The 24,964-nt window shown below is 58.4% G+C and carries 21 protein-coding genes, 2 rRNA genes and 1 riboswitch; of the genes, 17 read left to right on the top strand and 6 right to left on the bottom strand.

The window, feature by feature from the left end:
* Window positions 1–61 precede the first annotated feature (61 nt).
* The 13 genes from JHD64_RS03140 to JHD64_RS03080 all read left to right on the top strand — a co-directional run bounded on the left by JHD64_RS03140 (window position 62) and on the right by JHD64_RS03080 (window position 14,414).
* Window positions 62–2,950 (top strand): 23S ribosomal RNA (locus JHD64_RS03140).
* Window positions 2,951–3,096: 146 nt separating this feature from the next.
* Window positions 3,097–3,211: ribosomal RNA gene (rrf, locus tag JHD64_RS03135) — 5S ribosomal RNA — on the top strand.
* 231 nt (window positions 3,212–3,442) lie between these two features.
* Window positions 3,443–4,045, top strand: coding sequence for a GspH/FimT family pseudopilin (locus tag JHD64_RS03130; RefSeq protein ID WP_199052220.1), 603 nt, complete (start codon window positions 3,443–3,445; stop codon window positions 4,043–4,045).
* The gene (gene pilV / locus JHD64_RS03125) at window positions 4,042–4,533 is read left to right on the top strand and encodes a type IV pilus modification protein PilV (RefSeq protein WP_059286894.1); all 492 of its coding nucleotides are present in this window, start codon (window positions 4,042–4,044) and stop codon (window positions 4,531–4,533) included. Before JHD64_RS03130 ends, pilV begins: the two co-directional genes overlap by 4 nt.
* Window positions 4,533–5,489: a PilW family protein gene (locus JHD64_RS03120; protein ID WP_199052219.1), complete on the top strand. Its 957-nt coding sequence runs from the start codon at window positions 4,533–4,535 to the stop codon at window positions 5,487–5,489. The genes pilV and JHD64_RS03120 overlap by 1 nt, the downstream gene beginning before the upstream one ends.
* Window positions 5,486–6,043: a PilX N-terminal domain-containing pilus assembly protein gene (locus JHD64_RS03115; protein ID WP_059286895.1), complete on the top strand. Its 558-nt coding sequence runs from the start codon at window positions 5,486–5,488 to the stop codon at window positions 6,041–6,043. The genes JHD64_RS03120 and JHD64_RS03115 overlap by 4 nt, the downstream gene beginning before the upstream one ends.
* Window positions 6,044–6,059: 16 nt before the next feature.
* Window positions 6,060–9,953, top strand: a complete 3,894-nt coding sequence (locus JHD64_RS03110) for a pilus assembly protein (protein ID WP_199052210.1) — start codon at window positions 6,060–6,062, stop codon at window positions 9,951–9,953.
* A 10-nt stretch (window positions 9,954–9,963) separates the two neighbouring features.
* On the top strand, window positions 9,964–10,365 hold the full coding sequence (locus JHD64_RS21905) for a type IV pilin protein (RefSeq protein ID WP_082693596.1): 402 nt from the start codon (window positions 9,964–9,966) through the stop codon (window positions 10,363–10,365).
* 92 nt (window positions 10,366–10,457) lie between these two features.
* Window positions 10,458–10,958 (top strand): D-glycero-beta-D-manno-heptose 1-phosphate adenylyltransferase, encoded by a 501-nt coding sequence (gene rfaE2, locus JHD64_RS03100; RefSeq protein WP_059286898.1) that lies wholly within the window; start codon window positions 10,458–10,460, stop codon window positions 10,956–10,958.
* Window positions 10,955–11,923 carry a biotin--[acetyl-CoA-carboxylase] ligase gene (locus JHD64_RS03095; protein ID WP_199052209.1) on the top strand — a complete coding sequence of 323 codons (969 nt, stop codon included), beginning with the start codon at window positions 10,955–10,957 and terminating at the stop codon, window positions 11,921–11,923. The genes rfaE2 and JHD64_RS03095 overlap by 4 nt, the downstream gene beginning before the upstream one ends.
* Window positions 11,920–12,636 carry a type III pantothenate kinase gene (locus tag JHD64_RS03090; protein WP_199052208.1) on the top strand — a complete coding sequence of 239 codons (717 nt, stop codon included), beginning with the start codon at window positions 11,920–11,922 and terminating at the stop codon, window positions 12,634–12,636. The genes JHD64_RS03095 and JHD64_RS03090 overlap by 4 nt, the downstream gene beginning before the upstream one ends.
* Window positions 12,633–13,502: an SPOR domain-containing protein gene (locus tag JHD64_RS03085; RefSeq protein ID WP_199052207.1), complete on the top strand. Its 870-nt coding sequence runs from the start codon at window positions 12,633–12,635 to the stop codon at window positions 13,500–13,502. The genes JHD64_RS03090 and JHD64_RS03085 overlap by 4 nt, the downstream gene beginning before the upstream one ends.
* A gap of 114 nt (window positions 13,503–13,616) precedes the next feature.
* The gene (locus tag JHD64_RS03080) at window positions 13,617–14,414 is read left to right on the top strand and encodes a YoaK family protein (protein WP_199052206.1); all 798 of its coding nucleotides are present in this window, start codon (window positions 13,617–13,619) and stop codon (window positions 14,412–14,414) included.
* A 30-nt stretch (window positions 14,415–14,444) separates the two neighbouring features.
* Here JHD64_RS03080 and JHD64_RS03075 read toward each other — a convergent pair whose 3' ends face one another.
* Window positions 14,445–15,440 (bottom strand): M48 family metallopeptidase, encoded by a 996-nt coding sequence (locus JHD64_RS03075; protein WP_199052205.1) that lies wholly within the window; start codon window positions 15,438–15,440, stop codon window positions 14,445–14,447.
* The gene (locus tag JHD64_RS03070) at window positions 15,437–16,564 is read right to left on the bottom strand and encodes a YjgN family protein (protein ID WP_059287462.1); all 1,128 of its coding nucleotides are present in this window, start codon (window positions 16,562–16,564) and stop codon (window positions 15,437–15,439) included. Before JHD64_RS03070 ends, JHD64_RS03075 begins: the two co-directional genes overlap by 4 nt.
* Window positions 16,565–16,800: 236 nt before the next feature.
* Here JHD64_RS03070 and JHD64_RS03065 point away from each other — a divergent pair, with 236 nt between their 5' ends.
* Entirely contained in the window at window positions 16,801–18,018 is a 1,218-nt protein-coding gene (locus tag JHD64_RS03065) for a hypothetical protein (protein ID WP_233170307.1), read from the top strand.
* Here the strand turns inward: JHD64_RS03065 and JHD64_RS03060 are convergent, their stop codons facing one another.
* The 4 genes from JHD64_RS03060 to cobT form a co-directional block, all read right to left on the bottom strand.
* Window positions 18,019–18,486: a GNAT family N-acetyltransferase gene (locus JHD64_RS03060; protein WP_199052204.1), complete on the bottom strand. Its 468-nt coding sequence runs from the start codon at window positions 18,484–18,486 to the stop codon at window positions 18,019–18,021.
* Window positions 18,487–18,569: 83 nt separating this feature from the next.
* Window positions 18,570–19,346: an adenosylcobinamide-GDP ribazoletransferase gene (gene cobS, locus JHD64_RS03055; protein WP_199052203.1), complete on the bottom strand. Its 777-nt coding sequence runs from the start codon at window positions 19,344–19,346 to the stop codon at window positions 18,570–18,572.
* Window positions 19,343–19,945, bottom strand: coding sequence for a histidine phosphatase family protein (locus tag JHD64_RS03050; protein WP_059285828.1), 603 nt, complete (start codon window positions 19,943–19,945; stop codon window positions 19,343–19,345). Before JHD64_RS03050 ends, cobS begins: the two co-directional genes overlap by 4 nt.
* 3 nt (window positions 19,946–19,948) lie before the next feature.
* Window positions 19,949–20,983, bottom strand: coding sequence for a nicotinate-nucleotide--dimethylbenzimidazole phosphoribosyltransferase (gene cobT, locus JHD64_RS03045; protein ID WP_110313593.1), 1,035 nt, complete (start codon window positions 20,981–20,983; stop codon window positions 19,949–19,951).
* A gap of 153 nt (window positions 20,984–21,136) precedes the next feature.
* Window positions 21,137–21,342, top strand: a riboswitch (cobalamin riboswitch).
* Between the two features lie 172 nt (window positions 21,343–21,514).
* Here cobT and JHD64_RS03040 point away from each other — a divergent pair.
* From JHD64_RS03040 to JHD64_RS03030, 3 genes are all read left to right on the top strand, one after another.
* The gene (locus JHD64_RS03040; protein WP_199052202.1) at window positions 21,515–23,464 is read left to right on the top strand and encodes a TonB-dependent receptor; all 1,950 of its coding nucleotides are present in this window, start codon (window positions 21,515–21,517) and stop codon (window positions 23,462–23,464) included.
* Window positions 23,465–23,559: 95 nt separating this feature from the next.
* Complete coding sequence (gene cobU / locus JHD64_RS03035; protein WP_103524816.1) at window positions 23,560–24,084, top strand: bifunctional adenosylcobinamide kinase/adenosylcobinamide-phosphate guanylyltransferase; 525 nt, start codon at window positions 23,560–23,562, stop codon at window positions 24,082–24,084.
* Window positions 24,084–24,959: a cobalamin-binding protein gene (locus tag JHD64_RS03030; protein WP_199052201.1), complete on the top strand. Its 876-nt coding sequence runs from the start codon at window positions 24,084–24,086 to the stop codon at window positions 24,957–24,959. Before cobU ends, JHD64_RS03030 begins: the two co-directional genes overlap by 1 nt.
* The last annotated feature ends 5 nt before the right edge of the window (window positions 24,960–24,964 follow it).

Raw genomic sequence — 24,964 nt, 5'->3', positions numbered from 1 at the left:
GTGTGACATGTCGCACAAACACATTCTGTCGGATTGGTAATCTAGGTTACTGAAATGATAGGGTCAAGCGACTAAGTGCATCTGGTGGATGCCTTGGCGATCACAGGCGATGAAGGACGTGTAAGCCTGCGAAAAGCGCGGGGGAGCTGGCAATAGAGCTTTGATCCCGCGATATCCGAATGGGGAAACCCACCCGCAAGGGTATCCCAGACTGAATACATAGGTCTGTGGAAGCGAACCGAGTGAACTGAAACATCTAAGTAACTCGAGGAAAAGAAATCAACCGAGATTCCGTCAGTAGTGGCGAGCGAACGCGGAATAGCCTGTATGTGATAGAGATTGAGATAGTGGAAGGCCTTGGAAACGGCCGCCATAGTGGGTGATAGCCCCGTACACGAAATTTCATTCTTGGTACTGAGCATACGAAAAGTAGGGCGGGACACGCGAAATCCTGTTTGAAGATGGGGGGACCATCCTCCAAGGCTAAATACTCGTGATCGACCGATAGTGAACCAGTACCGTGAGGGAAAGGCGAAAAGAACCCCGGGAGGGGAGTGAAATAGAACCTGAAACCGGATGCATACAAACAGTGGGAGCCTCGCAAGGGGTGACTGCGTACCTTTTGTATAATGGGTCAGCGACTTACGTTCAGTAGCAAGCTTAACCGCATAGGGGAGGCGTAGGGAAACCGAGTCCGAATAGGGCGCTTTAGTTGCTGGGCGTAGACCCGAAACCGAGTGATCTATCCATGGCCAGGATGAAGGTGCGGTAACACGCACTGGAGGTCCGAACCCACTAGTGTTGCAAAACTAGGGGATGAGCTGTGGATAGGGGTGAAAGGCTAAACAAACTCGGAGATAGCTGGTTCTCCCCGAAAACTATTTAGGTAGTGCCTCATGTATCACTTCCGGGGGTAAAGCACTGTTATGGCTAGGGGGTCATTGCGATTTACCAAACCATGGCAAACTCTGAATACCGGAAAGTGCGAGCATGGGAGACAGACGGTGGGTGCTAACGTCCATCGTCAAGAGGGAAACAACCCAGACCGCCAGCTAAGGTCCCAAATGATCAGTTAAGTGGTAAACGAAGTGGGAAGGCCCAGACAGCCAGGATGTTGGCTTAGAAGCAGCCATCATTTAAAGAAAGCGTAATAGCTCACTGGTCGAGTCGTCCTGCGCGGAAGATGTAACGGGGCTCAAACTGATAACCGAAGCTGCGGATTTGCACGTAAGTGCAGATGGTAGGGGAGCGTTCTGTAGGTCTGTGAAGGTGTCTCGTAAGGGATGCTGGAGATATCAGAAGTGCGAATGCTGACATGAGTAGCGATAAAGCGGGTGAAAAGCCCGCTCGCCGAAAGCCCAAGGTTTCCTACGCAACGTTCATCGGCGTAGGGTGAGTCGGCCCCTAAGGCGAGGCTGAAAAGCGTAGTCGATGGGAAACGGGTTAAAATTCCCGTACTTTTGTGTAGTGCGATGTGGGGACGGAGAAGGTTAGGTCAGCGGCCTGTTGGAATAGGTCGTTCAAGCTGGTAGGTGGTTAGGGTAGGCAAATCCGCCCTTTCATTAACACCGAGAAGTGATAACGAGGGTCTACGGACCTGAAGTGACTGATACCACGCTTCCAGGAAAAGCCACTAAGCTTCAGCTACACAAGAACCGTACCGCAAACCGACACAGGTGGGCAGGATGAGAATTCTAAGGCGCTTGAGAGAACTCAGGAGAAGGAACTCGGCAAATTGATACCGTAACTTCGGGAGAAGGTATGCCTGTTGTGGTGTAGACCCTTGCGGTTGAAGCTACGACAGGTCGCAGAGAATCGGTGGCTGCGACTGTTTATCAAAAACACAGCACTCTGCCAACACGAAAGTGGACGTATAGGGTGTGACGCCTGCCCGGTGCTGGAAGGTTAAGTGATGGGGTGCAAGCTCTTGATCGAAGCCCCAGTAAACGGCGGCCGTAACTATAACGGTCCTAAGGTAGCGAAATTCCTTGTCGGGTAAGTTCCGACCCGCACGAATGGCGTAACGATGGCCACACTGTCTCCTCCTGAGACTCAGCGAAGTTGAAGTGTTTGTGAAGATGCAATCTCCCCGCTGCTAGACGGAAAGACCCCGTGAACCTTTACTGTAGCTTTGCATTGGACTTTGAAGTGGTTTGTGTAGGATAGGTGGGAGGCTTTGAAGCCAGGACGCTAGTTCTGGTGGAGCCGACCTTGAAATACCACCCTGACCCCTTTGAGGTTCTAACCTTGGTCCGTTATCCGGATCGGGGACAGTGCATGGTAGGCAGTTTGACTGGGGCGGTCTCCTCCCAAAGTGTAACGGAGGAGTTCGAAGGTTACCTAGGTACGGTCGGAAATCGTGCTGATAGTGCAATGGCAAAAGGTAGCTTAACTGCGAGACCGACAAGTCGAGCAGGTGCGAAAGCAGGACATAGTGATCCGGTGGTTCTGAATGGAAGGGCCATCGCTCAACGGATAAAAGGTACTCCGGGGATAACAGGCTGATACCGCCCAAGAGTTCACATCGACGGCGGTGTTTGGCACCTCGATGTCGGCTCATCACATCCTGGGGCTGTAGCCGGTCCCAAGGGTATGGCTGTTCGCCATTTAAAGTGGTACGTGAGCTGGGTTCAAAACGTCGTGAGACAGTTTGGTCCCTATCTGCAGTGGGCGTTGGAAGTTTGACGGGGGCTGCTCCTAGTACGAGAGGACCGGAGTGGACGAACCTCTGGTGTACCGGTTGTCACGCCAGTGGCATTGCCGGGTAGCTAAGTTCGGAAGAGATAACCGCTGAAAGCATCTAAGCGGGAAACTCGCCTGAAGATGAGACTTCCCTGAGGGCTTGACCCTCCTGAAGAGTCGTTCGAGACCAGGACGTTGATAGGTCGGGTGTGGAAGCGCTGTGAGGCGTTAAGCTAACCGATACTAATTGCTCGTGAGGCTTGATCCTATCATTTGAGTGGCTTGGGAGACCGAGCTGACGGATGGTGTAATGTGCGACGCGATCAAAGATCCAGGATAAAGATACCTGATTAATTCAGTGTTCCAGACGGTGTCTGGGGCACAAAGCTTCTTCAAGTTTGTTGACAGTTTATGTCTGGTGGCCATAGCGAGGTGGTCCCACGCCTTCCCATCCCGAACAGGACCGTGAAACGCCTTAGCGCCGATGATAGTGTGGCATTCGCCATGTGAAAGTAGGACACCGCCAGACTCCCCTTACAAAAGCCCAGCTCAACCGAGCTGGGCTTTTTGCATTGGGGCTGGCTCTGGTGTTGATGTCATCGCATAAGCCGCCTGTGGGCGGCTTTGGCACGCTAGGGGGATGTGCTGTAAGTCACCAGGCACGGCAGTCGGATTTTTAAGCGCGTCTGTCAGAAAATTTTTCTATGAAGTAAGAATTTTCTTATGATGCAGATGTAAAAATCTGTGCTCAGGTGTTTTCATGGCTCGTTTCAGGTCGGCAAACGGTTTTACGCTTATTGAGGTCATTGTGGTGTTGGCGGTTGCATCCATTCTATTGGCTATAGCAGCACCCTCTATGAGCAGCTTTGTGCGTAGTAACCGGATAAGTTCTGCGGCCAATGATCTGCAGCAGACCTTTCTGGCCGCTCGCAGTAATGCGGTGCGCACGGGTGTACCTGTTGTGGTTTGCGCAAGCAGTTCCAGCTCAAGTGGCTGTGATGCCAGCAGTTTCAATTCCGGTTGGGTGGTTTTTGCCGATCTGAACCGGAATAACACTTTGGTTACGGGTACTTCAGTCAATTTCGGTAACGCGATTGCTTCCGGTACGACGGACTTGGTTGTCCTGCGCAAGATGGATATCAACAGCACATTGCGCCTGTCCGTTTCCAATGCTTCAGCAGTCACTTCTTTCCGCTATCTGCCGACCGGCCGGGTGCAGATGTACAACGGCAGCTGGACTTCGGCAAACAGCATCATGGTGTGTGATGACAGTGCCAACGCGGCCATTTCCAAAAAGCTGACCTTTTCTTCTGCGGGCCGTCCGATGCCCGCAGCACTGAGCAGTGGGGAGTCTTGTCCATGAGTCAACGGCAAGTCATACGGCAGTCTGCGCGTGGTTTTACCTTGTTGGAGGTGTTGGTGGCGATTGTCATTCTGGCTATTGGTTTGCTGGGCATTGCCGGTTTGCAGCTGAACAATCTGCGCTACTCCGCTCAAAGCGCTGCCCGCGCCCAGGCGTCCTTGCTGGCTGAGCAAATGGCAGAGCGCATTCGTAATAATCCGACCGCTGACTATAGCCAGACCTCTTCCGGAACGGTAACCAACTGTTTTACCGCTTCGTGTACCACCACGCAGCAGCGTGATTTCGATTTGTCTGAAATGGCGGCTATTGCCGCCGATCCTGTGCGCGGTGGTATGAGCAGCGGCACCATTAGCGTGGCAGCAGCCAGTAATGGATATACGGTGAGCATCGGCTGGCAGGAAAGAGCTGGTTACGCCGGAGGACAGGCATCTCAAGGGATTGCCGTGTCGCAGGCTGCGCAGCTGCAGTTTTTTGTGAGGCCGAACTGATGCCAATATCCGGAGTTGCACGCTATAAACAAAGCGGCCTGACCATGGTGGAGTTGATGGTCGCCATCACTATTGGTTTGATCGTAACCTTTGCCGTTACCAGTTTGTATGTGTCCAATCAATCGACCAGCAAGGCCCAGTCTGGGCATGCACAGATGCAAGATAATGCACGCTATGCCATGGCACAGATTGGACGGATTGTGAAGCAGGCAGGTTATTACGATGCACTGGGTGGGACATTTAATGCCAGTGGTGTGTATAACCCTACCCCAATCGATGCCAGTGGTAATTTCTCCAGTCCCAGCATACAGGCAAGTGATGTTTTGGCCGCAGTCAATGATGTAGCGGTCAGTGGTTTCACTGCATCAAATGGATTAGCCATACTGAATGGTGTGACCTCGGATGAATTTACCATTGGTTTTCTAACCGGCCCACAAGCCAGCTCCGGTAATGCGATGCCGGATTGTCTGGGTAATTCGGTTACTGTTGCCAATACCCTGGTGAAAAACCGTTTCTATATTAGCGTCAATACTATCGGTGGGGTTACCCGCCCAACACTGATGTGTGATGTGACATGGAATGGTAGCTCTCCCAGCAGTCCCAATCTGAGTACGGGCCCGATAGCCGACAATATAGAGCGCTTACAGATATTGCTCGGGGTGGATTCAGATGGTGATGGTGTACCAAACAGTTATCTGCCGCCTAGTAGCAGTGTCAACATGAGTCAGGTGGTGGCGATGCGCATTGCCCTGCTGGCGCGTACTGATCCGGTTTATAGCCAAAACCGTGCCGAGCCAGCTTCGTTCAATATGTTTGGCAGCAATTATGCAGGTACCAATGACTCAGGCTCGATAGTCTCTCCGCTATCTACGTCTACGAGCTGTATTGCTTCAGCACCGTGCTGGACGCGCCGGGTATTTGAGTCCACCTTTAGTCTTAGGAACCGGAAATCATGATCGGTCGGTCTTTGCGGCGACAGCGCGGTGTTACCCTGATTATTGCTCTGGTGTTTCTGGTGGCATTGACCTTGGTAGCGCTCTCCGCTTCATATTCATCGGTGCAGGAAGAGCGTTTTGCGCGCAATGGGCGGGACTTTTCATTGGCTACCGAAGCGGCAGAAGCCACGCTACGTTATAGCGAAGGCCTGATTGCCAAAGGTAGCATCGTTAATGCCAATGGATTTGTCGATTGCACGGTTGCGAATGTGACTGCCAGCGGGCTATGTCTGCCGAACGCGAGCGGCCCGATGCATGTTTTGCTCAACAGTAATCTGAGTAATGCCAGTGATACGGTGACCGCAGCGATTGATAGTAGTAGCTGGACGGTTCCCTACGCGGCAATGCTGACACCTCGCTATGTGATCGAGGTGTTCCCCGATGGTGCTGCGGGTATCGATCTGACCGCCCAGACTGGTGATCAGTCTTATTTGTATCGGATTACTGGCCGGGGATTCGGTTTGAATCAGCAAATCAATGTGACGCTGGAAAGTATTTTCCGCCCTTATGGTTAAAGGCAGGAGCGCAGACATGATGCTAAAAATATGGATGAGATTTGCCTGTGGCATGTTGATCGCCCTGATGGGTGGGCTGCAGGCCATGGCTGCTATTACTGTTGCCAGTGTGCCCTTGGCCGGGGTGGGTGGACGCTATGGTCCGAATGTATTGTTGGGTTTGTCAGTAGAATACCCGACTGCTGGTGAGGCTTATACAAACCGTACTTTTGATGCCACAGAAATGACCAAGGATCACCGTGGTTATTTTGATCAGTACAAGTGCTATAGCTATGATTCAACTAATGGTTATTTTGTCCCTAAAAGCCTGGTGAATAGCAAAACCAATCGAACCTGTGGAAGCAGTTATTGGAGTGGTGCCCTGCTTAACTGGGCGACCATGTCGGCTATTGATATTTTCCGGCAGACCCTTACTGGTGGCAATCGTGCCTCTGGTACTGCGGGAACCAGTACGGATTATTCCAATGGTGATACCGCAACGCTGACTGTCTTGCGGCGTGCGAGAATTGTGTCAGGGCAGAATCAGGTCTATGGGTTTGATGGAAGCCGTATCCTGAAAACCAATGCTTCGACATTGACGCAATATTCTTATAGCCAACTGAAGTTTACCAGTCTCAACTGGCAGGTGACGGTATCCGGCTCCAATGATGGCTCAAATTGGACAACGCTTGGCACATTCAATGCGATGGTGCAGGTGTGTACCACCGTGAGTGGCATCACTGCCGCCGGATATACGGGGTTGGGAGTTAGTTCAAAATATAATAATGGTCTGGAAGATAATTGTTCTGCGTATGGTAGTAATTACAAGCCGGAAGGGTTGATTCAGGCGCATGGTGGTGATATGCGTTTTAGTGCCTTTGGCTATCTGATTGACTCCAATTATATGCGTATGGGTGGGGTGCTGCGGGCTAGAATGAAGTATCCGGGTCTTAATTCCAGCACAACATCGGCAAGTACATCTTCCAATTCCTACACGCTGGGCGCTGAGTGGAGCAGTGTAGATGGTACTTTTGTGGTCAATCCGGATACCGATGATGCGACGGGTAGTAGTGTGACCAATAGCGGGGTGATTAATTATCTTAATAAATTTGGTGATGCCAACGGTTATAAAACCTATGATCCGGCAGCTGAACTTTATTATGCTGCCTTGCGCTATTATCGCAAGCTGGGTAATTACTCTGCATTTACCAGTGGCTTGACCACGGCGATGAAAGATAATTTCCCTGTCATTACAGATTGGGATGATCCCATCATCAATGCTTGCCAGAAGAATTTCATCATTTACATTGGTGATACCAATACCCATGGTGACGTTGATTTGCCAGGAACAGGCTGGGCAAGTTACGCTACCGGTAACCAGACATCGGTTACGGCGCCCAGTGATGATCCAGCCTCCAATATGGGTACCCCTCCGGTATCTGGTAGTGGCAGTGGGGTAACGGCATGGACCAATTCGATCGGCAATCAGGAGGGGGTCAGTAACCTGGCCAGTACTAATACGGGCTCAACCAATTCTCCACCGTATATTGCCGGTTTGGCTTATTGGGCCAATGTGACTGACTTGCGTTCTGATTTGATAGGAAATCAAACGGTTAGTGCCTTCATGATTGATGTGGTGGAGAATGGGAATGCCAAGTCACAGACTACCAATCCTTTTTACTTGGCAGCCAAGTATGGTGGTTTTACTGATAGCAACAACAATAAGAAGCCGGATGTGCGCAGTGAATGGACCAGTGATGCGGCGGGGACGACCAGTATTGCGGCCTATCCCAATGGTACACCCAGTAATTTTGCCCAGGCCAATAACCCCAACAACATGACCACTGCCCTGCAGACGGCTTTTGCTTCCATTACTGCGGCGACTGACCCTACGCTGGCTGGTTTGGCTACTACTTCCAGTGGTTCCCAGGTTTTTTCTTCGGCTTATGTATTTCAGTCGTCATTTGATTCGACTGACTGGCATGGTGACTTGATTGCCTATCAAATCGTGCAGGCTAATGCGACTACGCCACCATCGCTGGTGCAGGATAACACGCATGGTTGGCGCGCCAAAACGACATTGGAATCTCAGTTGAATGGGAGTAGTGGTGTGGGCAGTCGCAATGTGCTGACCTACGACCAGACGACCAATGCCGGTGCCTTATTCAATACTACTTGGTTTAATGCGCTTGCCGCTGGTGCAGCCCAAAAAACTGCTCTAAACAGTACGGATAGTCAGGGTGCTAACCGGGTGAATTATTTGCGTGGTGACAAAACCTATGAGGCCAGTGGCTCATCACCTAAATTCCGTGCCCGGAATTACCGCCTTGGTGATATTGTCAACTCCACGCCGGTGTATATGGCAGCGCCAACCACCTATCTGGTATCGGGTTGCACTTATGCAGCTAATAGTAGTAGCCAGGCTACTGATCGAGCTGCCATCATGGCGCGGCCCAACATGGTTTATGTAGCAGCCAATGATGGATTTCTGCATGGCTTCGATATGACAGGTACCGAGCGCTTTGCCTATTTGCCTGCTGCGATCTATGCAAATTTGCCTACGCTGACTTCACCATCGTATTCGCATAATTACTATTATAACGATGGAACACCTAATGTACGTGATGTCTGTTTTACTTATTCTCCCTCTACCGGCAATCTGTTAACTACCCCGGAAACACATACAGTGCTGGTGGGAACAACCGGTGCGGGTGGCAATAGCGTTTATGCTCTTGATGTAACCCGGCCGGATGCAATGACCGCGTCCAGTGTGCTGTGGGAGTTTACCAGCAGCGATGATGCCAATCTGGGATTGACGATAGGTACTCCGCAAATAGTCAAATTGCAAAATGGTCGCCCGGCAGTGATTTTCGGTAATGGATATAATAATGGTGGCTCAGGCGCCATTGCCTCGCTTTATATTCTTTATCTGGACAAGAAGGCTGGCCAGCCATGGACGCTGGGGACAAACTATTTCCGTATTGATGTGGCGAATCAGAGTGGTCAGACCATTACTCCGAATGCAATGGGTAGTCCGGCATCAGTGGATATCAATGGTGATGGCATGGTGGATTTTGTTTATGCCGGCGATATCAATGGCAATATGTGGAAATTCAATCTTAACTCTGCAGTAAGTAGTAACTGGAAATTGTCTGGTGGTGGCGGTAACCTGAACTCCACCTGCTCCAGTAATTGCGCCCCCCTGTTTACGGCATATGGTGTGACAGTGTCTGGTGGTAACTCCACCTTGGGAAGCCGTCAGCCGATTACGGCGGCTCCAGTCGTGACGCGAGATCCCACTTCGGGATATTGGGTACTATTTGGTACTGGTATCTTCCTCTCTGACAATGACCGTACCATGTCCACGCAGGCCTTGTATGGTCTGCATGATAGTGGCAGCAATATTGGCAATCCGATTACCGGTACGTTGGTGGGGCAAAGTATTGGTACACAGGTGTCCGGAACCTCCGGTGGCAGTTATTTCACCTCCAGTACTAATTCGGTGGCCAGTGGCGGTAATGGCTGGTATATGCCCTTGACCGCCAATGAGCGGGTGATTGCTTCTCCAGTGTTGCGTAACAGGCAGACCGTGCGTTTTACCAGCCTGATTCCGGATACCTCTGGTTGTACCAACGGGGGTACCACCTGGTTGACCGATGTCGGTATTTTCAATGGTGCAATGACCAGCTATCCGGTGTATGACACCAATGGCGATGGAGTGGTCAACGGCTCAGATCAGGTGGCTTCCCGCTATTCACCGACCAATTCCAGCGGTGTGAGCAGTGGCAAGGCGCTGACTTTGATTGATCAGAACGGTAACCAGTGGGTGTGTGAGGCAGGCTCATCCGGCATGGGCGTATGCAAGGCGGTGAACAAGGCAACGGGCAGTGTTGGCCGCCTGGCCTGGCGTGAAATCGTACAAACCTGGTAGTGGAGCAAACATGCATAACAGACGTATTGTGGGTGGCTTTACCTTGATCGAGATGTTGATCACGGTGGCGATTATCGGCATTCTGGCCGCCATTGCTTACCCCTCGTATAGCAGCTATGTCATGCGTGGACGCCGTGGACAAGCCGAGGCCACCATGGTGCAGATGGCGCAGGAGCAGGAGCGCTGGTTCACCATGAACAACAGCTATAACGCCAGCCAGTCTGCGACGACCGTGACCACATCGAATGGCGCGACTGCCTATACCATTTCCACGGTGGCAGCTTCTTCGACTTTTACCATCACCGCCAGCAATAGCACCACCTATCAGAATGACAACTGCGGCACCCTGACGCTGGATAATCTGGGAACCAAGACGGCAGCAAGTGGTTCTGTGGCGGATTGCTGGCGTTAAGCCAGTGTGGTTTGGGCGTGAGTATCCCGTAATGATATGCTTGGCGGCTTATCCCGCTCTGGCGGGGCAGTATGGCTGTCACAAGGAAATCCATGTCCTACCCCACCCCCGCATTTGAAGACAAGATCTGCGCGCCCGAGGCTCTGGCGGCGCGGCTGGCGGCGTTGCCGCGACCCATCGTGTTCACCAATGGCTGTTTCGACATTCTGCATCGCGGCCATGTCACCTACCTGGCGCAAGCACGCGCCTTGGGTGCCAGCCTGGTGCTGGGCCTGAATACCGATGCCTCGGTCAAGCGCCTGGGCAAGGGCGATGATCGCCCGATCAATAATGAGCTGAACCGTGCCGCCGTGCTGGCTGCGCTGGAAAGTGTCAGCCTGGTGACCTGGTTTGACAGTGACACCCCGGCGGATCTGATTGAACTGGTGCAGCCGGATGTGCTGGTCAAGGGTGGTGACTGGGCGGTGGACAAGATCGTCGGCAGCGCCGAAACCCTGGCCCGTGGCGGCCAGGTGCATTCCATTCCCTTCCTGTTTGCCACTTCCACCACGCAAACCATCAACAAGATCCGTGCGGCCGAGGATCAGCAGTGAGCGAACATGCTTTTGCCGTACTGCGCCAGCTCAGTGATGGCCGCTTCCACTCCGGCGCCGACATCGCGCGCGAGCTGGGCTGTTCGCGCACGTTGATCTGGCAGGCGGTGCATGCCATCGAGCAGGAATTCGGCCTGATGGTCTTCAGCGTACGCGGCCAGGGCTACAAGCTGGCCGAGCCTTTCGAGTGGCTGGATGTGGCACGTGTGCGCGAGGCACTCACCACGCCGGCAGCAGAAACATTCACCCTGGCGGTGGCGGAACGGACCGACTCCACCAACAGCCAGCTGATGGCGCGTGCTGCCAGTGGTGGCCTGCACGGCCTGGTGCTGGCGGCCGAGATGCAGACGGCCGGGCGCGGTCGCCTGGGTCGCCGCTGGCAGACCCGGCTGGGGGCCGGCCTGACCTTTTCCCTGCTGTGGCGCTTTGATCGCGGCCTGGCGGAGCTGGCCGGCCTGTCACTGGCTGTGGGGCTGGCGCTGGCGCGTGCCCTGCATCAGCTGGCGGTGCCGGTACAGCTCAAATGGCCGAATGATGTGCTGCTCAATGGCCGCAAGCTGGCCGGCATCCTGATCGAGCTATCCGGCGACGCACTGGGGCCGGCGGCGGTGGTGATCGGTATCGGTCTGAATCTGGACAGCCCCGGTGAAGTGGACCAGCCGGTGGCCTCGCTGGCCGAGGCCGGCATCCGGCTGGGGCGCAACCAGTTGCTGGCGGCGCTGCTCAGCGAGCTGGCCATCGTGCTGGATACCTTCAATCGCGAAGGATTTGCCGCATTCCGTGATGACTGGATGCGCTGCTCCAGCCATGAAAACTCTCCGGTGCGGCTGAGCTTTTCCCATGGCGAGCCAGTGGATGGCATAGCCCGCGGTGTGGCGGAAAACGGTGCCTTGCAAGTGGAAACCGCCGATGGCAGCCTGCGCATCTTTCACGCCGGTGAAGTCAGCCTGCGGAGTCGTACATGAAGCTGTTGCTGGATGCCGGCAACAGCCGGCTGAAATGGGGCGTGCATGATGGCCGCGGCTGGCTGGCGCAAGGCGCCGTCGCACATGACGCCATTGCCGGCTTGGCCGCGCAATGGGCTGCCTGGCCGATTCGCACCGTCCATGCTGCCAGCGTGGCCCGCCCCGAAGTGGCCGAGGCCATCGCACAAGCCGCACCCTGTGTGGTGCAGTGGGTGCGTGCCACTGCCGCTTTTGCCGATGTGCGCAATCACTACCGCAATCCGGCCGAACAGGGCGCCGACCGCTGGCTGGCGGTACTGGCGGCGCGTAGCCTGTGCCCGGGTGATGTGGTGGTGGCCTGTGCCGGCACGGCGCTGACAGTGGAAGCGCTGACCGCCGAGGGCGATTATCTGGGCGGCATGATACTGCCCGGGCAACAACTGATGCTGCGCAGCCTGGCCCAGGGCACGGCGCAGCTGGATCGCCTGGCGGGACAGGTGCAAGCCTTTCCGCAAGGCACGGCCGATGCCTTGGCCAGTGGTGTGCTGGCGGCCCAGTGTGGTGCCATCGAGCGCATGGGCCGGCAGTTGGCCGCACATACCGGCCGTGGCCTGCCGCCAGTCTTGCTGACGGGCGGCGATGCCGCGGTCATCGCCGCGCAACTCGCCGTGCCGCCGCGTATCGTGGATAATCTGGTGCTGATGGGACTCTTGAGAGTGGCGTGCGAATCATGAAGTGGTTTCTGGTACTGATTGTGGTGCTCAATCTGGCGGTAGCCGGCTATGGCTCGTTCAAGCAACGGCCACCGGCAGACGTGCACGCCCAGGAAATCAGCCCGGAGCAGGTCAAGTTGCTGCCGCCCGACTGGCAGCCGGCTTCTGCTCCGGTCAGCGATGCCAGCGCCCCACTCAAGCTGGTGGCCTCCATGCCGCAAACCGAGACCCTGCAGCCGGGTGATCTGGGCAAGGCTGCCTCACAACCGGCCAGCAGCAAACCGGAAGCGGCCAAGGCGAAAGCGGAAGCCTCCAAGCCGGAAGCCAAGGCTGAAGTGAAAAAAGTGGTGGAAGCCAAAGCAGCCGACAAGCCGGCGGACAAAGCGAAAGCCGAAGCGGCCAAGCCGGAGCCGGCCAAGGCGCTGGCCTGCTACGACTGGGGCACGCTGGATGCCAAGTTGCTGGCGCGGGTCAAGGGGGGGCTGCCCAGCCTCAAGCTGAAGGCCGAGCAAATGACGGAAACCGCCAAAGGCGAGGTCAAGGGCACGGGCAAGTTCTGGGTTTATCACCCGCCACTGGCCACGCAGGCCGAAACCCAGACCCTGTCAGCCGAGCTGAAGGACAAGGGCTTCGACAACTACATCGTGCATAACGACCCGTTCAAGGGCAGTGTCTCGCTCGGTCTGTTCGGGCAGGAAGCCGCGGCCAAGGCCATGCTGGCCAGACTCAAGGCCGCCGGTTTTGACAAGGCGCTGGCCGAGCAGAAGGGGCAGAAGGGTGCTGCCACCATGCTCAGTTTCAAGGCGTTGGAGCCGGCGCAGGCCGAACGCCTGCAGGCGTTGCAAAAACGGCTGACGCCGGGGATTCCGCTGCAAAGCTGTCGCTGATTATTGCGTTGCAGCAAATGAAACCGGGCCGGCGCTTGTCAGCAGGCTGGCCAAGGATGGATGATGAACGGCAATGCGGGGATATCCCGCCTTGCCGTTTTTTCATGGTCTGCTATGTCCCGACGTTCAAGCAATATCACCCGCCTGCTGGATCGCGGCGCGTTCAATGACCGCGTGCTGCGCCAGCTGGGCGGCTCCATGGCCTTTATTGCCGGTGCGCTCAATGCCGGTGGTTTTCTGGCGGTGCACCGCTACACCTCGCATGTTTCCGGCATTGTTTCCGGCATGGCCGATGACCTGGCGCTGGGAGAAATCCGCCTGTCGCTGTCCATGCTGATCATGTTGCTGTGCTTTATTGGCGGCGCCATGCACTCCACCTGGCTGATCTTGTGGGCCAGGCGCCAGCGCCTGCGTGGCGGCTACGGGGTGTCGATGATGGAAGAAGCCGGCCTGCTGCTGCTGTTTGGCCTGCTGGGTGCCGGGCTGGCCAGTCACAAGGGTTTGTTTACCCCGCCAACCGTGATGTTGCTGTGCTTCATCATGGGCATGCACAACACCATCGTCACCAAGCTGTCCGGCGGCCTGCTGCGCTCCACCCACATGACCGGCATTGCCACCGATATCGGCATCGAGCTGGCCAAGATGAGTTATTACAACCACCTGCACAGCCCCAAGATCAAGGACATCAAGTCCAACCGCAGCCGCCTGTGGGTGTACGGCATGATTCTGTCAGCCTTTTTCCTGGGCGGGGTGGTGGGGGCGCTGGGTTTCAAGCATCTGGGTTATGCCTTTACCCTGCCGCTGGCGCTGCTGCTGTTCGTGCTGGGGCTGCGGCCGGTATGGTACGACGTGCGCCTGCGCTGGCGCTGGTGGTTGCAGCATCAGGAGCAGGGGGTCGGGCCACAGGACTGAGGCGCGGGCGCGCCTGACACGGCAAGCGTGTCAGGCAGGACATTGCTGGCCATCGGGGTGGCTGCGTTCCTCGCTGCCGGGGTGGCTGGCCAGCAAGGAGGTGGCCGCGCCATCTGCGCCGCCCAGCCGGGTGAGGAACTGGCCAAGCACGCAGGGAGAGCTGCCACGGGCAGCCAGTGCGCGGAAGGCGTAGCGGTCGGCATCGCGCTCGAAATCGCGCGAGTACTTCATGTCGGCCAGCATGATGGGGGCCACCGCCAGCACTGGCGTGGTATCGCCGCTGAACAGTGTCACGGCCAGCGACAGGCCACCATATTGGATCAGGCCACGCAGCCCGTGCCGCCCCTCCACATGGCCTACCTCATGCGCCAGTACGGCAAAGATCTCTTCATCGTTTTTGGCCACCTTGACCAGCTGGTCGGTCAGGATGACCTGGCCGGCGGGCAGGGCAAAGGCATTGGCGCCGATATCGCGTGAATCCACCACCCGCAGCTGATAGTGATAGCGGCTGTTCTTGGGCACGGCCTGCAGCAGCAGGGCCTGCAAGGCATTTTGTCTGGCCTGTGACAGCTGCGAAGGGCGGATGCTGTTGGTTTTTTCCAGCAGGCTGATGGTGGGCGCAGCCATTTGTTCTTCAAGGGCGATGGGGGTACGCCGGGCTGCCTCATCGGCCAGCCAGGGCAGGCCGTAGCGATAGCCGCACCAGACGGCGATGACGGTGAGCAGCGCCAGCACGGCCAGCACCTGCCAGCCGCTGTGCAGCCACTCCAGCAGGCGCACCCCCAGTGGCAGGCCACCGCTCAGGTGGCGGCAGCGGTATTCGCTGGCCACTTCGATCACGCCGCCATCGGGCAATTGCAGCTTGTCGGGCAGGCCGGGCAGGCCGGCTTCAAACGCCACCTCGCGTGCCAGATAGCGGTGGGTGTGCACGCCATCGGTAAACACCAGGTGGTGGGCATCGCGCTGCAGCATCACCGCCCGGCTGGCGGGGCTGCGGCCATCCATATAATTGCCCGGCAGACTCATAGGCCCAGATCCAGTTCAAAGCCATCGGCGGCGGCATCGCCCAGCGCACTGCGCGAGGATTGTGGCCGGGCACGGATGGCATCAAGGTCGTCATCGGGAAACATCTTCAGATGCTCTAATCTGTAGCGCAGTGCGCGCAATTTGGCAAAGGGGTAATACAGGCCCAGCGTCAGCATGGTCAGCAGGGCGTTGCTGGCATGCAGATTCATCAGGCCGCGCAGCGTCATGCTGCTTTCAAAGCGGTGCAGCCGGCCATTGCTCTCCAGCAGGATATGGTTCCACATCACGTTGGCCAGCCCGTCGCGCACCACCTGGCCGATGGACATCCACATCAGCAACAACATCAGGTAGGCCAGAATAGCCAGGGCCAGCAGGCCAAAGACACTCAGCCGCTGGTTAAACAGGTGGCCGATGATGGAGGAATACAGGCCGCCGATAAAGCCGAACAACAGCAGCATCAGCAAGCCCAGCACGCTCGCACGGAAATAGACCCGGTAATAGTCGCCGGCGCATTGAAGCATTTCAAAGCGGGCATTGCCAAACCAGGCATTGTTGACCAGAAAGCGTTGCTGCATGTGGCGGGCATAGGGATAGCCGATGCCCAGCGTCAGCACGGTGATGATCAGCCCCATGATGAAGGGGCCGACCGCATCCATGGTGCTGGCGCGGAAGTTGAAGCGCATCTGCCGCCAGCTGGTATTGCGCAGGCGAAAGCGCATGGCCATCACCACCACCCAGGGCAGGGCCGGCAATAGCAGCAGATAGAGCAGGGCATGCAGGCCCGGCGAGTATTTCTGTGTCACGGCCAGCAGCAGTAGCACCAGGAAAATCAGTGCCCGGCCCTTGAGAATGGCCAGCGGCTTGCCGTGATAGCCGAAGCCGGCACCGGCAAAGCGGCTGTGGCCGTACAGGTATTTGTGGCTGCGCACCTTGCCCCAGGCCGAATAAATGCCAAGGGTGAGGATGGACAGCAGCAGGTTGACGATCCAGATGCGGAAATAGGCCGCAGCGCTGCCGCTGAAGCTGAAGCCCAGTCCGTCACGCTGGGGTGCCTGCGGTGGGGCTGGCTGGCCGATGCGTACCGGCTCCATGGCCAGCGTGTAGTCTTGCGACGAGGAAGTCATGATGGCCCCTTTGTGGCATCGGTGAAGGTTGTGCCATGCCTGTCTGGCGGCAGGCTTGAACTGCAGCACGGCGCGCGGCACACTGCCGGTTCCGCGCCAGAAGCTGCGGCAGCCTCAAGCCGTCGGCTGTGCAAGATGGATGGTAATCGTCAGTCTCCCACTCATTCTAAGCGCCAGTCCATTGTCATGGAATGGGGCGTGGTTGTGTTGGCGTACTCTCTACAGGGGGAAAGTCTGTGACCGATAGCATCAAGGGCGATGGCGCCATCCGCCGTCAGCGCCGGTATGGCTCTTTCATCGCAAATACCTATGCTGGCGTAATGTTGCCAGGACTGGCGGGATGGCTGGTGTTGATGCTGAGCCTGGCGGCGCAGGCCACCCCGCTGCTGTTGCAGGGGCAGATCGGCAAGGCCGCCGTGGTGATGGAGCTGGACATTGCCAAGGACGGTGCAGTGGAGGGGCGCTATTTCTATCGCAAGCATCACCGCGATATCGCCCTCACCGGCAAGCAGCAGGCCGATGGCAGCCTGCAACTGGGTGAAAACCTGCAATACGACGAACAGCGCAATGACATTACCCTGCGCCCGCAAAACGGTGGCTGGGTGGGGGAGTGGCATGGGACCAAGGCTGCCAGGCCGGTGCCGGTCAGCCTGAATGCCTATCCCCAGGTGCAGTGGCCGGCCAGTAGCGATAGCGCGCTCAATCCGGTGCGCCAGCGTTCCGGCTACGACTACGTCCGCATGGTGGACTTGCCGCTCAAGGCAGGCAAGCGTGAGCGGGTGCAGGGTCATACCCTGCAATGGTGGGACGAGCCGGTCAGCAAGATCCGCCTGTTCCGCGTGCTGGATGGTTATCCACAGGCCAGCCTGCAGCGCATCAACCAGTTGCTGGCCGAGCGGCAGTGGCAGGAAGTGGCCAGTTATTTTGACTGCCAGCTGGGTGGTGCACGGACTGCCGGTGCCGACTTCGAACAAACGGTGACGCCGCACCTGCTGGGTAGCAAACTGCTGAGCCTGAGCATTTTCACCAGCTACTACTGTGGTGGCGCGCATCCTGATTTTGCCGATAATCCGCTGACGCTGGAGGTGGCCAGCGGCAAGCCGCTGCAACTGGAAGATTTGCTGTGGGTGGGGAAGGGCAAGCCGCAACTTACGCGCAAGGCCAGTGGCGAGCGGGCCGACTACCAGTATGAAGAAAGCGTGCTGGCACCGTGGCTGGTGAACACCATGACGCGCCTGTATCCGGCACAAGCCAAGCCGGGCAAGGAATACGAGTGCGATTACAGCGACCCGCAGGTGTGGCAGTTTGTCAGTTGGTATGCCACCCCCCAGGGGCTGACGCTGGGGCCGTCTTTTGCCCGCGTGGCGCGTGCTTGTGAATACCCGGGGTGGAGCGAGTTGCCATGGCGTGTGGTCAAGCAGCATCCGGGTGCGCGGCCTGACCTGCTGCCCTGATCAGGCCGCCTGGTCTGCCTTGGGCTGGGCGCGGTGGCCACGCAGCCAGCGCCCTTCTGCTGCACCGCGCTGCCATTCCATATAGCGTTCACCATGCTGCAAGGGCGTAAAGCCCAGCTGGCGGTAAAAGCCGCCTGCATCACGTGAAACCAGCAGGAAACGGCGTAATTGCTGCAATTGCGGGTGGTCCTGCGCGGTGCGGATCATCGCCTGTCCCACGCCTTGACCGCGCCAGTCGGGCAGCACGAACACATCGGACAGATAGGCAAAACTGGCGTAATCGGTAATCACCCGGGCAAAACCGATCTGCTGCTGCTGGTGATAGGCGGCAATGATCAGCGAATGCTGGATGGCACGTTCCAGCAGCGCGGCATCGATGCCGCTGGCCCAGTGTGCCTGGGTGGTGAGGAATTGCAGGATCATGGCGCGGTCCAGCCGTGCCGGGTCGTGCGAGATCTCCAGTTGCATGCGCGCCGCTCCCTGATTGTGGATGCTGGCAGTATCCGGCGCTGACATCACCACACCGTGACGGCAGGATGACAGGACTTTTACTACGCTCCCAGCAGATGTACCGGCAATAGCAACACGCCCAGCAGCAGGATTTCACACACCTCGATGCCCGCGCCCAGGCAGTCGCCGGTCATGCCGCCCAGCTTGCGTTTGAGCCAGCCGCGCCACAGCAGCGCGGCCAGCGGTGCCAATAGCAGTGCCGGGGCCAGCCATAGCGACAGACCCAGCAAGGCCAGCAGGCCGATGGCCTGTACCCGCCATTGCGGCTGCCAGGCAAAGCGTTCGCCACTGCCGGGCGCCAGTGCCGGCAGCGTGGCCGACCAGTACAGCGCAAACAGCCGCGCCCAGGCCGGCAACAACAGCAGCCCGGCCAGCAGCCTGGGCTGTCTGGCCAGCAGCATCAGCAACACCAGTTTGCTGACGATGGCGCAAATCAGCGCAATCACGCCAAAGCTGCCGACATGCGGGTCTTTCAAAACCTCGAAAAAACGTTCGCGCGAGCGATGGGCGGCCCCCATGGCATCAGTCAGGTCGGCCAGTCCATCCAGATGCAGGCCGCCGGTGATGCCTATCCACAGCAACAGGCCAAGCAGCGCCGCCAGCCAGGGGTCGTATTGAGCGCCCAGCCACACCGTCAGCCACAGCAGGCTGCCCAGCAACAGGCCGACCGGCGCAAACCAGCGCGCACTGGCCGCCAGCCATTCCGGGTGGAAGCTGCGCAGCTGCGGCGTGGGCAGGCGGGTGAGAAACTGGATGGCCAGAATCAGCGATTGCCACCAGCGTGCCGGCGGCAGCGGGGCGGTGGGCGGCTGGCTCATGCTTCGCCGGGGCTTTCCAGATGCATCAGGTAGGCCGGGTGGCCTTCCAGAATCGACAGCTGGGCAAAGCCGCCACGTTGCACCGTCATCAGCTTGGCCACGGCAAACTCGGTCCCCAGCAGCTCGGCCAGCAGGGCGGTAATCACCCCGCCATGGCAGACCAGTACCCGGTGGCTGCCGCGGGCGCTCTGAATCCATTCGCTAAAGCCGCTCAGTACCCGGGTGCGGAAGATTTCATAGCTTTCTCCACCGGGCGGAATCAGCTCACCAGCGGCGACACGGCTGCCCCAGTCCGGATGCTGGCCGGACAGGATGGCGCGCGACATGCCGTCCCAGTCGCCAAAGTCGAATTCGGCAAAGCGTTCGTCCACCTTCAGCGGCAGCGAACCGTGCAAGGCCTGATGCACGGCAAACTCGCGGCAGCGCTGCAGCGGCGAGGTGGCCATGCTGGTGACCGGTGCCAGCTGGTTCAGCCGCTGCCAGCTGCGGCTCATCTGTTCGCAGCCCAGCTCATTCAGCGGCAGGTCGGTACGGCCGATCAGCCGGCCAGCGTGGTCGATCTCGCCATGACGCAGCAAGGTCAGGGTGTAGGGGTTCATGCCTCAGTCTTTCTCGGTGACACCGGCCTGGGCAAAAGTGGCCATTTCGGCGTGCAGCTTGATGGCCAGTTGCAACAGCGGTACGCAAGTGGCTGCGCCCGAGCCTTCGCCCAGTCGCATACCCAGCTCCACCAGCGGCTCCAGCCCCAGGGCTTGCAGCGCCAGACGGTGACCGGTTTCTTCCGAGCGATGGCTGGCCAGCAGCCAGGCGGCCACGGCGGGGTCGATGGCACGGGCGGCCAGGGCGGCTGCGCTGGCAATGAAGCCATCCACCAGGGCCGGCACGCCCTGTGCGGCCCCTTCCAGATAGAAGCCGGCCATGGCGGCGATTTCCAGCCCGCCCAGTTCGGCCAGTACCTGTGTGCCGCTCAACGACTGTCCTTGCAGGCGCTGCAGCGCCTGTGCCACCACGCGGCGCTTGTTGGCCAGTCCGGCGTCGTCGATGCCGGTGCCACGACCGACCACCAGCTCAACCTCAAGATTGGCCAGGCGGCAGATCAAGGCCGCCGAAGGGGTGGTATTGCCAATGCCCATGTCACCGGCGATCAGCAGATTGGCCCCCTGTTCGATGGCGCGGCGCGCGGCGGCGCGGCCGACTTCCAGCGCGGCAGCACACTGTTCTGCAGTCATGGCGGCTTCCACTGCCAGGTTGGCGGTGCCGGCGGCTACCTTGGCGTGCACGATGGGCAGTTCCGGTAGCTGACCCAGCACGCCCACATCCACCACTTCCAGCCGGGCGGCAATGGCACGGGCCAATACGCAGATGGCGGCACCGCCGGCGGCGAAGTTCTTCACCATTTCGCCGGTCACGATGGATGGATAGGCCGATACGCCTTCGGCAGTCACGCCGTGGTCGCCGGCAAACACGGTAATGGCCGGCGTCAGCGCGGCTGGAATGGTCTGCCCCTGCCAGGCGGCAAAGCGGCAGGCCACCGTCTCCAGCACGCCCAGGCTGCCGGCCGGCTTGGTCAGCGAGTTCTGGCGCTGCAGGGCAGCCTGATAAGAAGCGTGGGCGGGCAGGGCGATGGACTGGGTCATGATGCGGTGTTCTCTGGGTTGGCATGGACTAGTGCGGGACTCTAAGTCATGGGGGGCAGCGCGGCAAGCTGAATGCCGCCATGGCATTGGCATTGCTTGTTGCATATCAAGACTGTTCGTACCAAATCACCGCGGTTTCACCGCAATTTGCCGTATAATCGCCGCCGGACAGGTGTCCGGGCTTTGCCGCCCGGATGAAACGGGAAGCCGGTGCAAGACCGGCGCTGCCCCCGCAACGGTAAGGTCTGGCTGGTGGATACCGGCCCAGTTGTCGCCATTGCCACTGTTGCCATGTGCAACGGGAAGGCGCGACAGCGCAAGACCCAGCCCGGAGACCGGCCTGTCTGGTATCGCCCGCCCACGGCAGGCGGTCGCTGTATATCGCGGGGAGGCGATCTGGCGAACAGCAGGCAGGCCCACCAGCTTGCTCCGATGTCATCCATTCTCATGGCGCAAGCCATCCTCTTCGCACTTCTTGTGGCTGTGGCAGCGTTGGCCCGGCCGGATCCTTGTTCCAGGAGTGTGTGTTTCATGTTCAAACCCCAACAACTCGCCATGCTGCTGTCCATGTGCTGGACCAGTCTGGCCTTGGCCGATAATCTGCCGCAATTCCAGGGTGAGGAAGTGGTGGTGACGGCCAGCCGCGTACCCGAAGCCGTGGCCAATCTGCCTGCCAATGTCACCGTGGTCACTGCCAAACAGATTGCCGGCAGTGCCGCAACGACGGTGCAGGATGTCCTTTCGCAACTGGCTGGCATCCATGTATTCAACAGCAGTGGTTCGTCCAGCGCAGCGGCCGTGGATATGCGAGGCTTCGGCATGACCGGCATCAGTAATACGCTGATTCTGGTGGACGGTGTACGGCAGAATACCAATGATCTGTCAGCGCCCGATCTCAGTGGTGTGGCGCTGAGCAATATTGAACGTATCGAAGTGGTACGTGGTATTGGCAGCGTGGCCTATGGTAGCGGTGCCACTGGTGGCGTGATCAATATCATCACCAAGTCCGGTGTGGCCAATGGCACCAGCGGCAGCATCAGTGTGACCGGTGGCAGTTACGATCTGCGTCAGCTGGACGCGGACCTGCATGTCGGTGCCAATGGCCTGGCGCTGGATGGCTATCTGCATTCGATGAAAACTGACAATTACCGTCAGAACAATCAGGAGCGCAATGATACCGGTGGCCTGACGCTGACTTTCAAGCACGATGGCGGTGACATCAAGTTGTTTGCCAATACCAGCTCGCAAGGCCTGCGTTTGCCCGGCGCCCTGAATGCCGACCCTGCCAGTGGCACGAATCCGTTGGCAAGCAATCCTACCGCTACGTCTACCCCCAACAACTATATGGAGGCCAGCAGTTCCACCGCCGGAGCATCGTTCAGCCAGGATGTCGGCCCCGGTACGCTGTATGGTGATCTTTCTCACCGCAGCAAGAATACCTTTAGCGTTTCCACTACCAGTACCGACCAGCGCTGGCTGAGTGAAAACAATGCCAGCCTGCGTTACAAACTGCCTTTTGGCCAGAACAATGTGACGCTGGGCACGGACTGGCTGAACAGCACGGCAAATGTGCAAGGTTATTCCAACTACAGCACCACTCAGCGTCATCAGGGCTTGTTTGTCGATAGCTTGTTCCAGCCGTGGACCGGTGGCGCCCTGACCCTGGGGGCGCGCCAGCAGGAGGTGAACGATATCATCAGGCAGTCGGGTAGCAGCGTTCCGGCACTGGATACCAACCTGCATTCCTGGCTGCTGGGACTGAAGCAGGATCTGTCTTCCAGCTGGTCGGTTTATGGACACTGGGGGCAGAGCTTCCGCCTGGCCAATGCAGATGAAGCTACCTTCACCGGCGGTACCGTTTTGCTGCCGCAGCAATCCCATGATGCCGAAGTCGGGGTGGAATGGAAAACCGAGCAGGCCAGTGCCAAGGCGGCGCTGTTTCGCAGCGACCTGACCAATGAAATTGCCTACAATCCGTTTGCAGACAACGGCAATGGTGCCAATGCCAACCTGGCACCCACCCGCCATCAGGGGCTGGAGCTGGAAGGACGTTGGCGTCTGAGCCCGCAATGGGAATTGAATGGCAACCTCAGCTGGACTGAAGCCACCTTCCGGCAAGGCAGCGGCCTGGCTGGCAACACCATTCCCATGGTGCCCAAGTGGCTGGCCAATCTTGGCCTGAGCTGGCAGGTGAACAGTGCCAGCAAGCTCGGCGTGGTGGTGCAGTATGTCGGAAAGCAGCGCATGGACAACGACCAGTCCAATACCTTCCCGTATGAACTGCCTTCTTACACCGTGGTCAACGCCAAGCTGAGCCATGACTTCACCAGGAACATCTCGGCTGCGCTGGCTATCAACAACCTGCTGGGCAAGCGCTATGCCAGCTACGCCGGTAGTGCGACCTACATTTCGCCTACCACGTCCTACCTGTATCCGGCAGCTGGTCGCAACATGCAGGCCAGCCTGCGCTATGCTTTCTGATTAAACTGGTAGCAAGCGCAATATCCATGGCCGAATCTGGTGTGCAGCCTGCCGCCAGATTCGGCTTTACTCTTTGATTTGATGGACCACACAGCATGACCCACCTGATCAGCGGCGGTTCGCGCTCCGGCAAAAGCCGCTACGCCGAGCAACTGGCCGTACAGCATGGCGGCCCGGTGACTTACATCGCCACCGCCGAAGTGCGCGACGAGGAGTTTGCCGAACGGGTGCGCCAGCACCGTCTGCAGCGACCGGCACACTGGCAGGTGCTGGAAGCCGAGCGTGGCCTGGCCGAACTGGTGCTGGGCCATGATCAGGAAGATGGTCTGTTGCTGGTGGATTGCCTGGGCATGTGGCTGATGCGCTTTTTCCGCAGCGACGACCAGTTCGACGAAATGGACTTTGTGCAGGAAAGGCAATGGCTGCTGGAAGCCATTGCCGCCGTGCAGGGCCAGTTATTGCTGGTGACCAATGAAATCGGCTGGGGCGTGATGCCGATGAGCAGCATGGCACGCCGCTATGGCGATCTGCTGGGCCGGCTCAATCAGGACATCGCCGCCCGCTGCCAGCGTGTCACCCTGGTGGCCTGCGGTCTGCCGCTGGCACTCAAGGGCGGCTGATGCGGCTGCGTGGCTTTGCCTTGTGGCTGCTGCTGTGTGCTGGCCTGGCCCAGGCGGCGGTCAGTGCGCCTGATGCCAGTGGCAAAGTGCTGACGCTGCCCGGTCCAGCCCAGCGCATTGTCTCGCTCTCCCCCCATGCCACCGAAATGCTGTATGCCATCGGTGCCGGCTCACGGCTGGTGGCCACGGTGGACTATAGCAATTACCCGCCAGCGGCACGCCAGCTGCCCCGGGTGGGCGGCTATAGCGGCATCAGCCTGGAAGCGGTACTGCGCCAGCGGCCCGACCTGGTGGTGGCCTGGCAGGATGGGGGCAATCTGCGCGAGCTGGAACGCTTGCGCCAGCTGGGGGTGGCGGTGTTCATCAGCCATCCGCTGCAACTGGATGATGTTGCCAGCGAAATGCACAGCCTGGGCCAATTGACCTCAACGCAGCCGCAAGCCGATGCCGCGGCCAGCCACTATCGCCAGCGTCTGCAGCAATTACGCCAGCGCTATGCCCGCCGCACCCCGGTCAGCGTGTTCTACCAGATCAGCAGTGCGCCCATCTTTACCGTCAGCCAGCGCAGCTTCATGGGCTCGGTCATGCAGCTGTGTGGCGGGCGCAATGTATTCGGTGGTCTGGCCCAGGCGGCACCGCAGGTCAGCATGGAAGCGGTTGTCGCGGCCCAGCCACAAGTCATGCTGGCTGGCCGCGCCGATATCCTGCGCATGTGGGACCGCTGGCCGGCCTTGCCGGCCGTGGCCAAAGCGACGCGCTATGTGGTGGACGAGGATCTGCTGACCATTCCCGGCCCGCGCTTGCCGGATGGCGCACTGGCCATGTGTGCCACGCTGGACACAGCACGGCGTAGTCTGGGTTTGACGCTGGACTAGCCGAC

The sequence above is a fragment of the Aquitalea sp. ASV15 genome (assembly GCF_016429115.1).
Lineage (GTDB): Bacteria > Pseudomonadota > Gammaproteobacteria > Burkholderiales > Chromobacteriaceae > Aquitalea > Aquitalea magnusonii.
The sequence above is the reverse complement of the archived record's forward strand: the minus strand, read 5'-3'. Positions and strand labels throughout refer to the sequence as shown.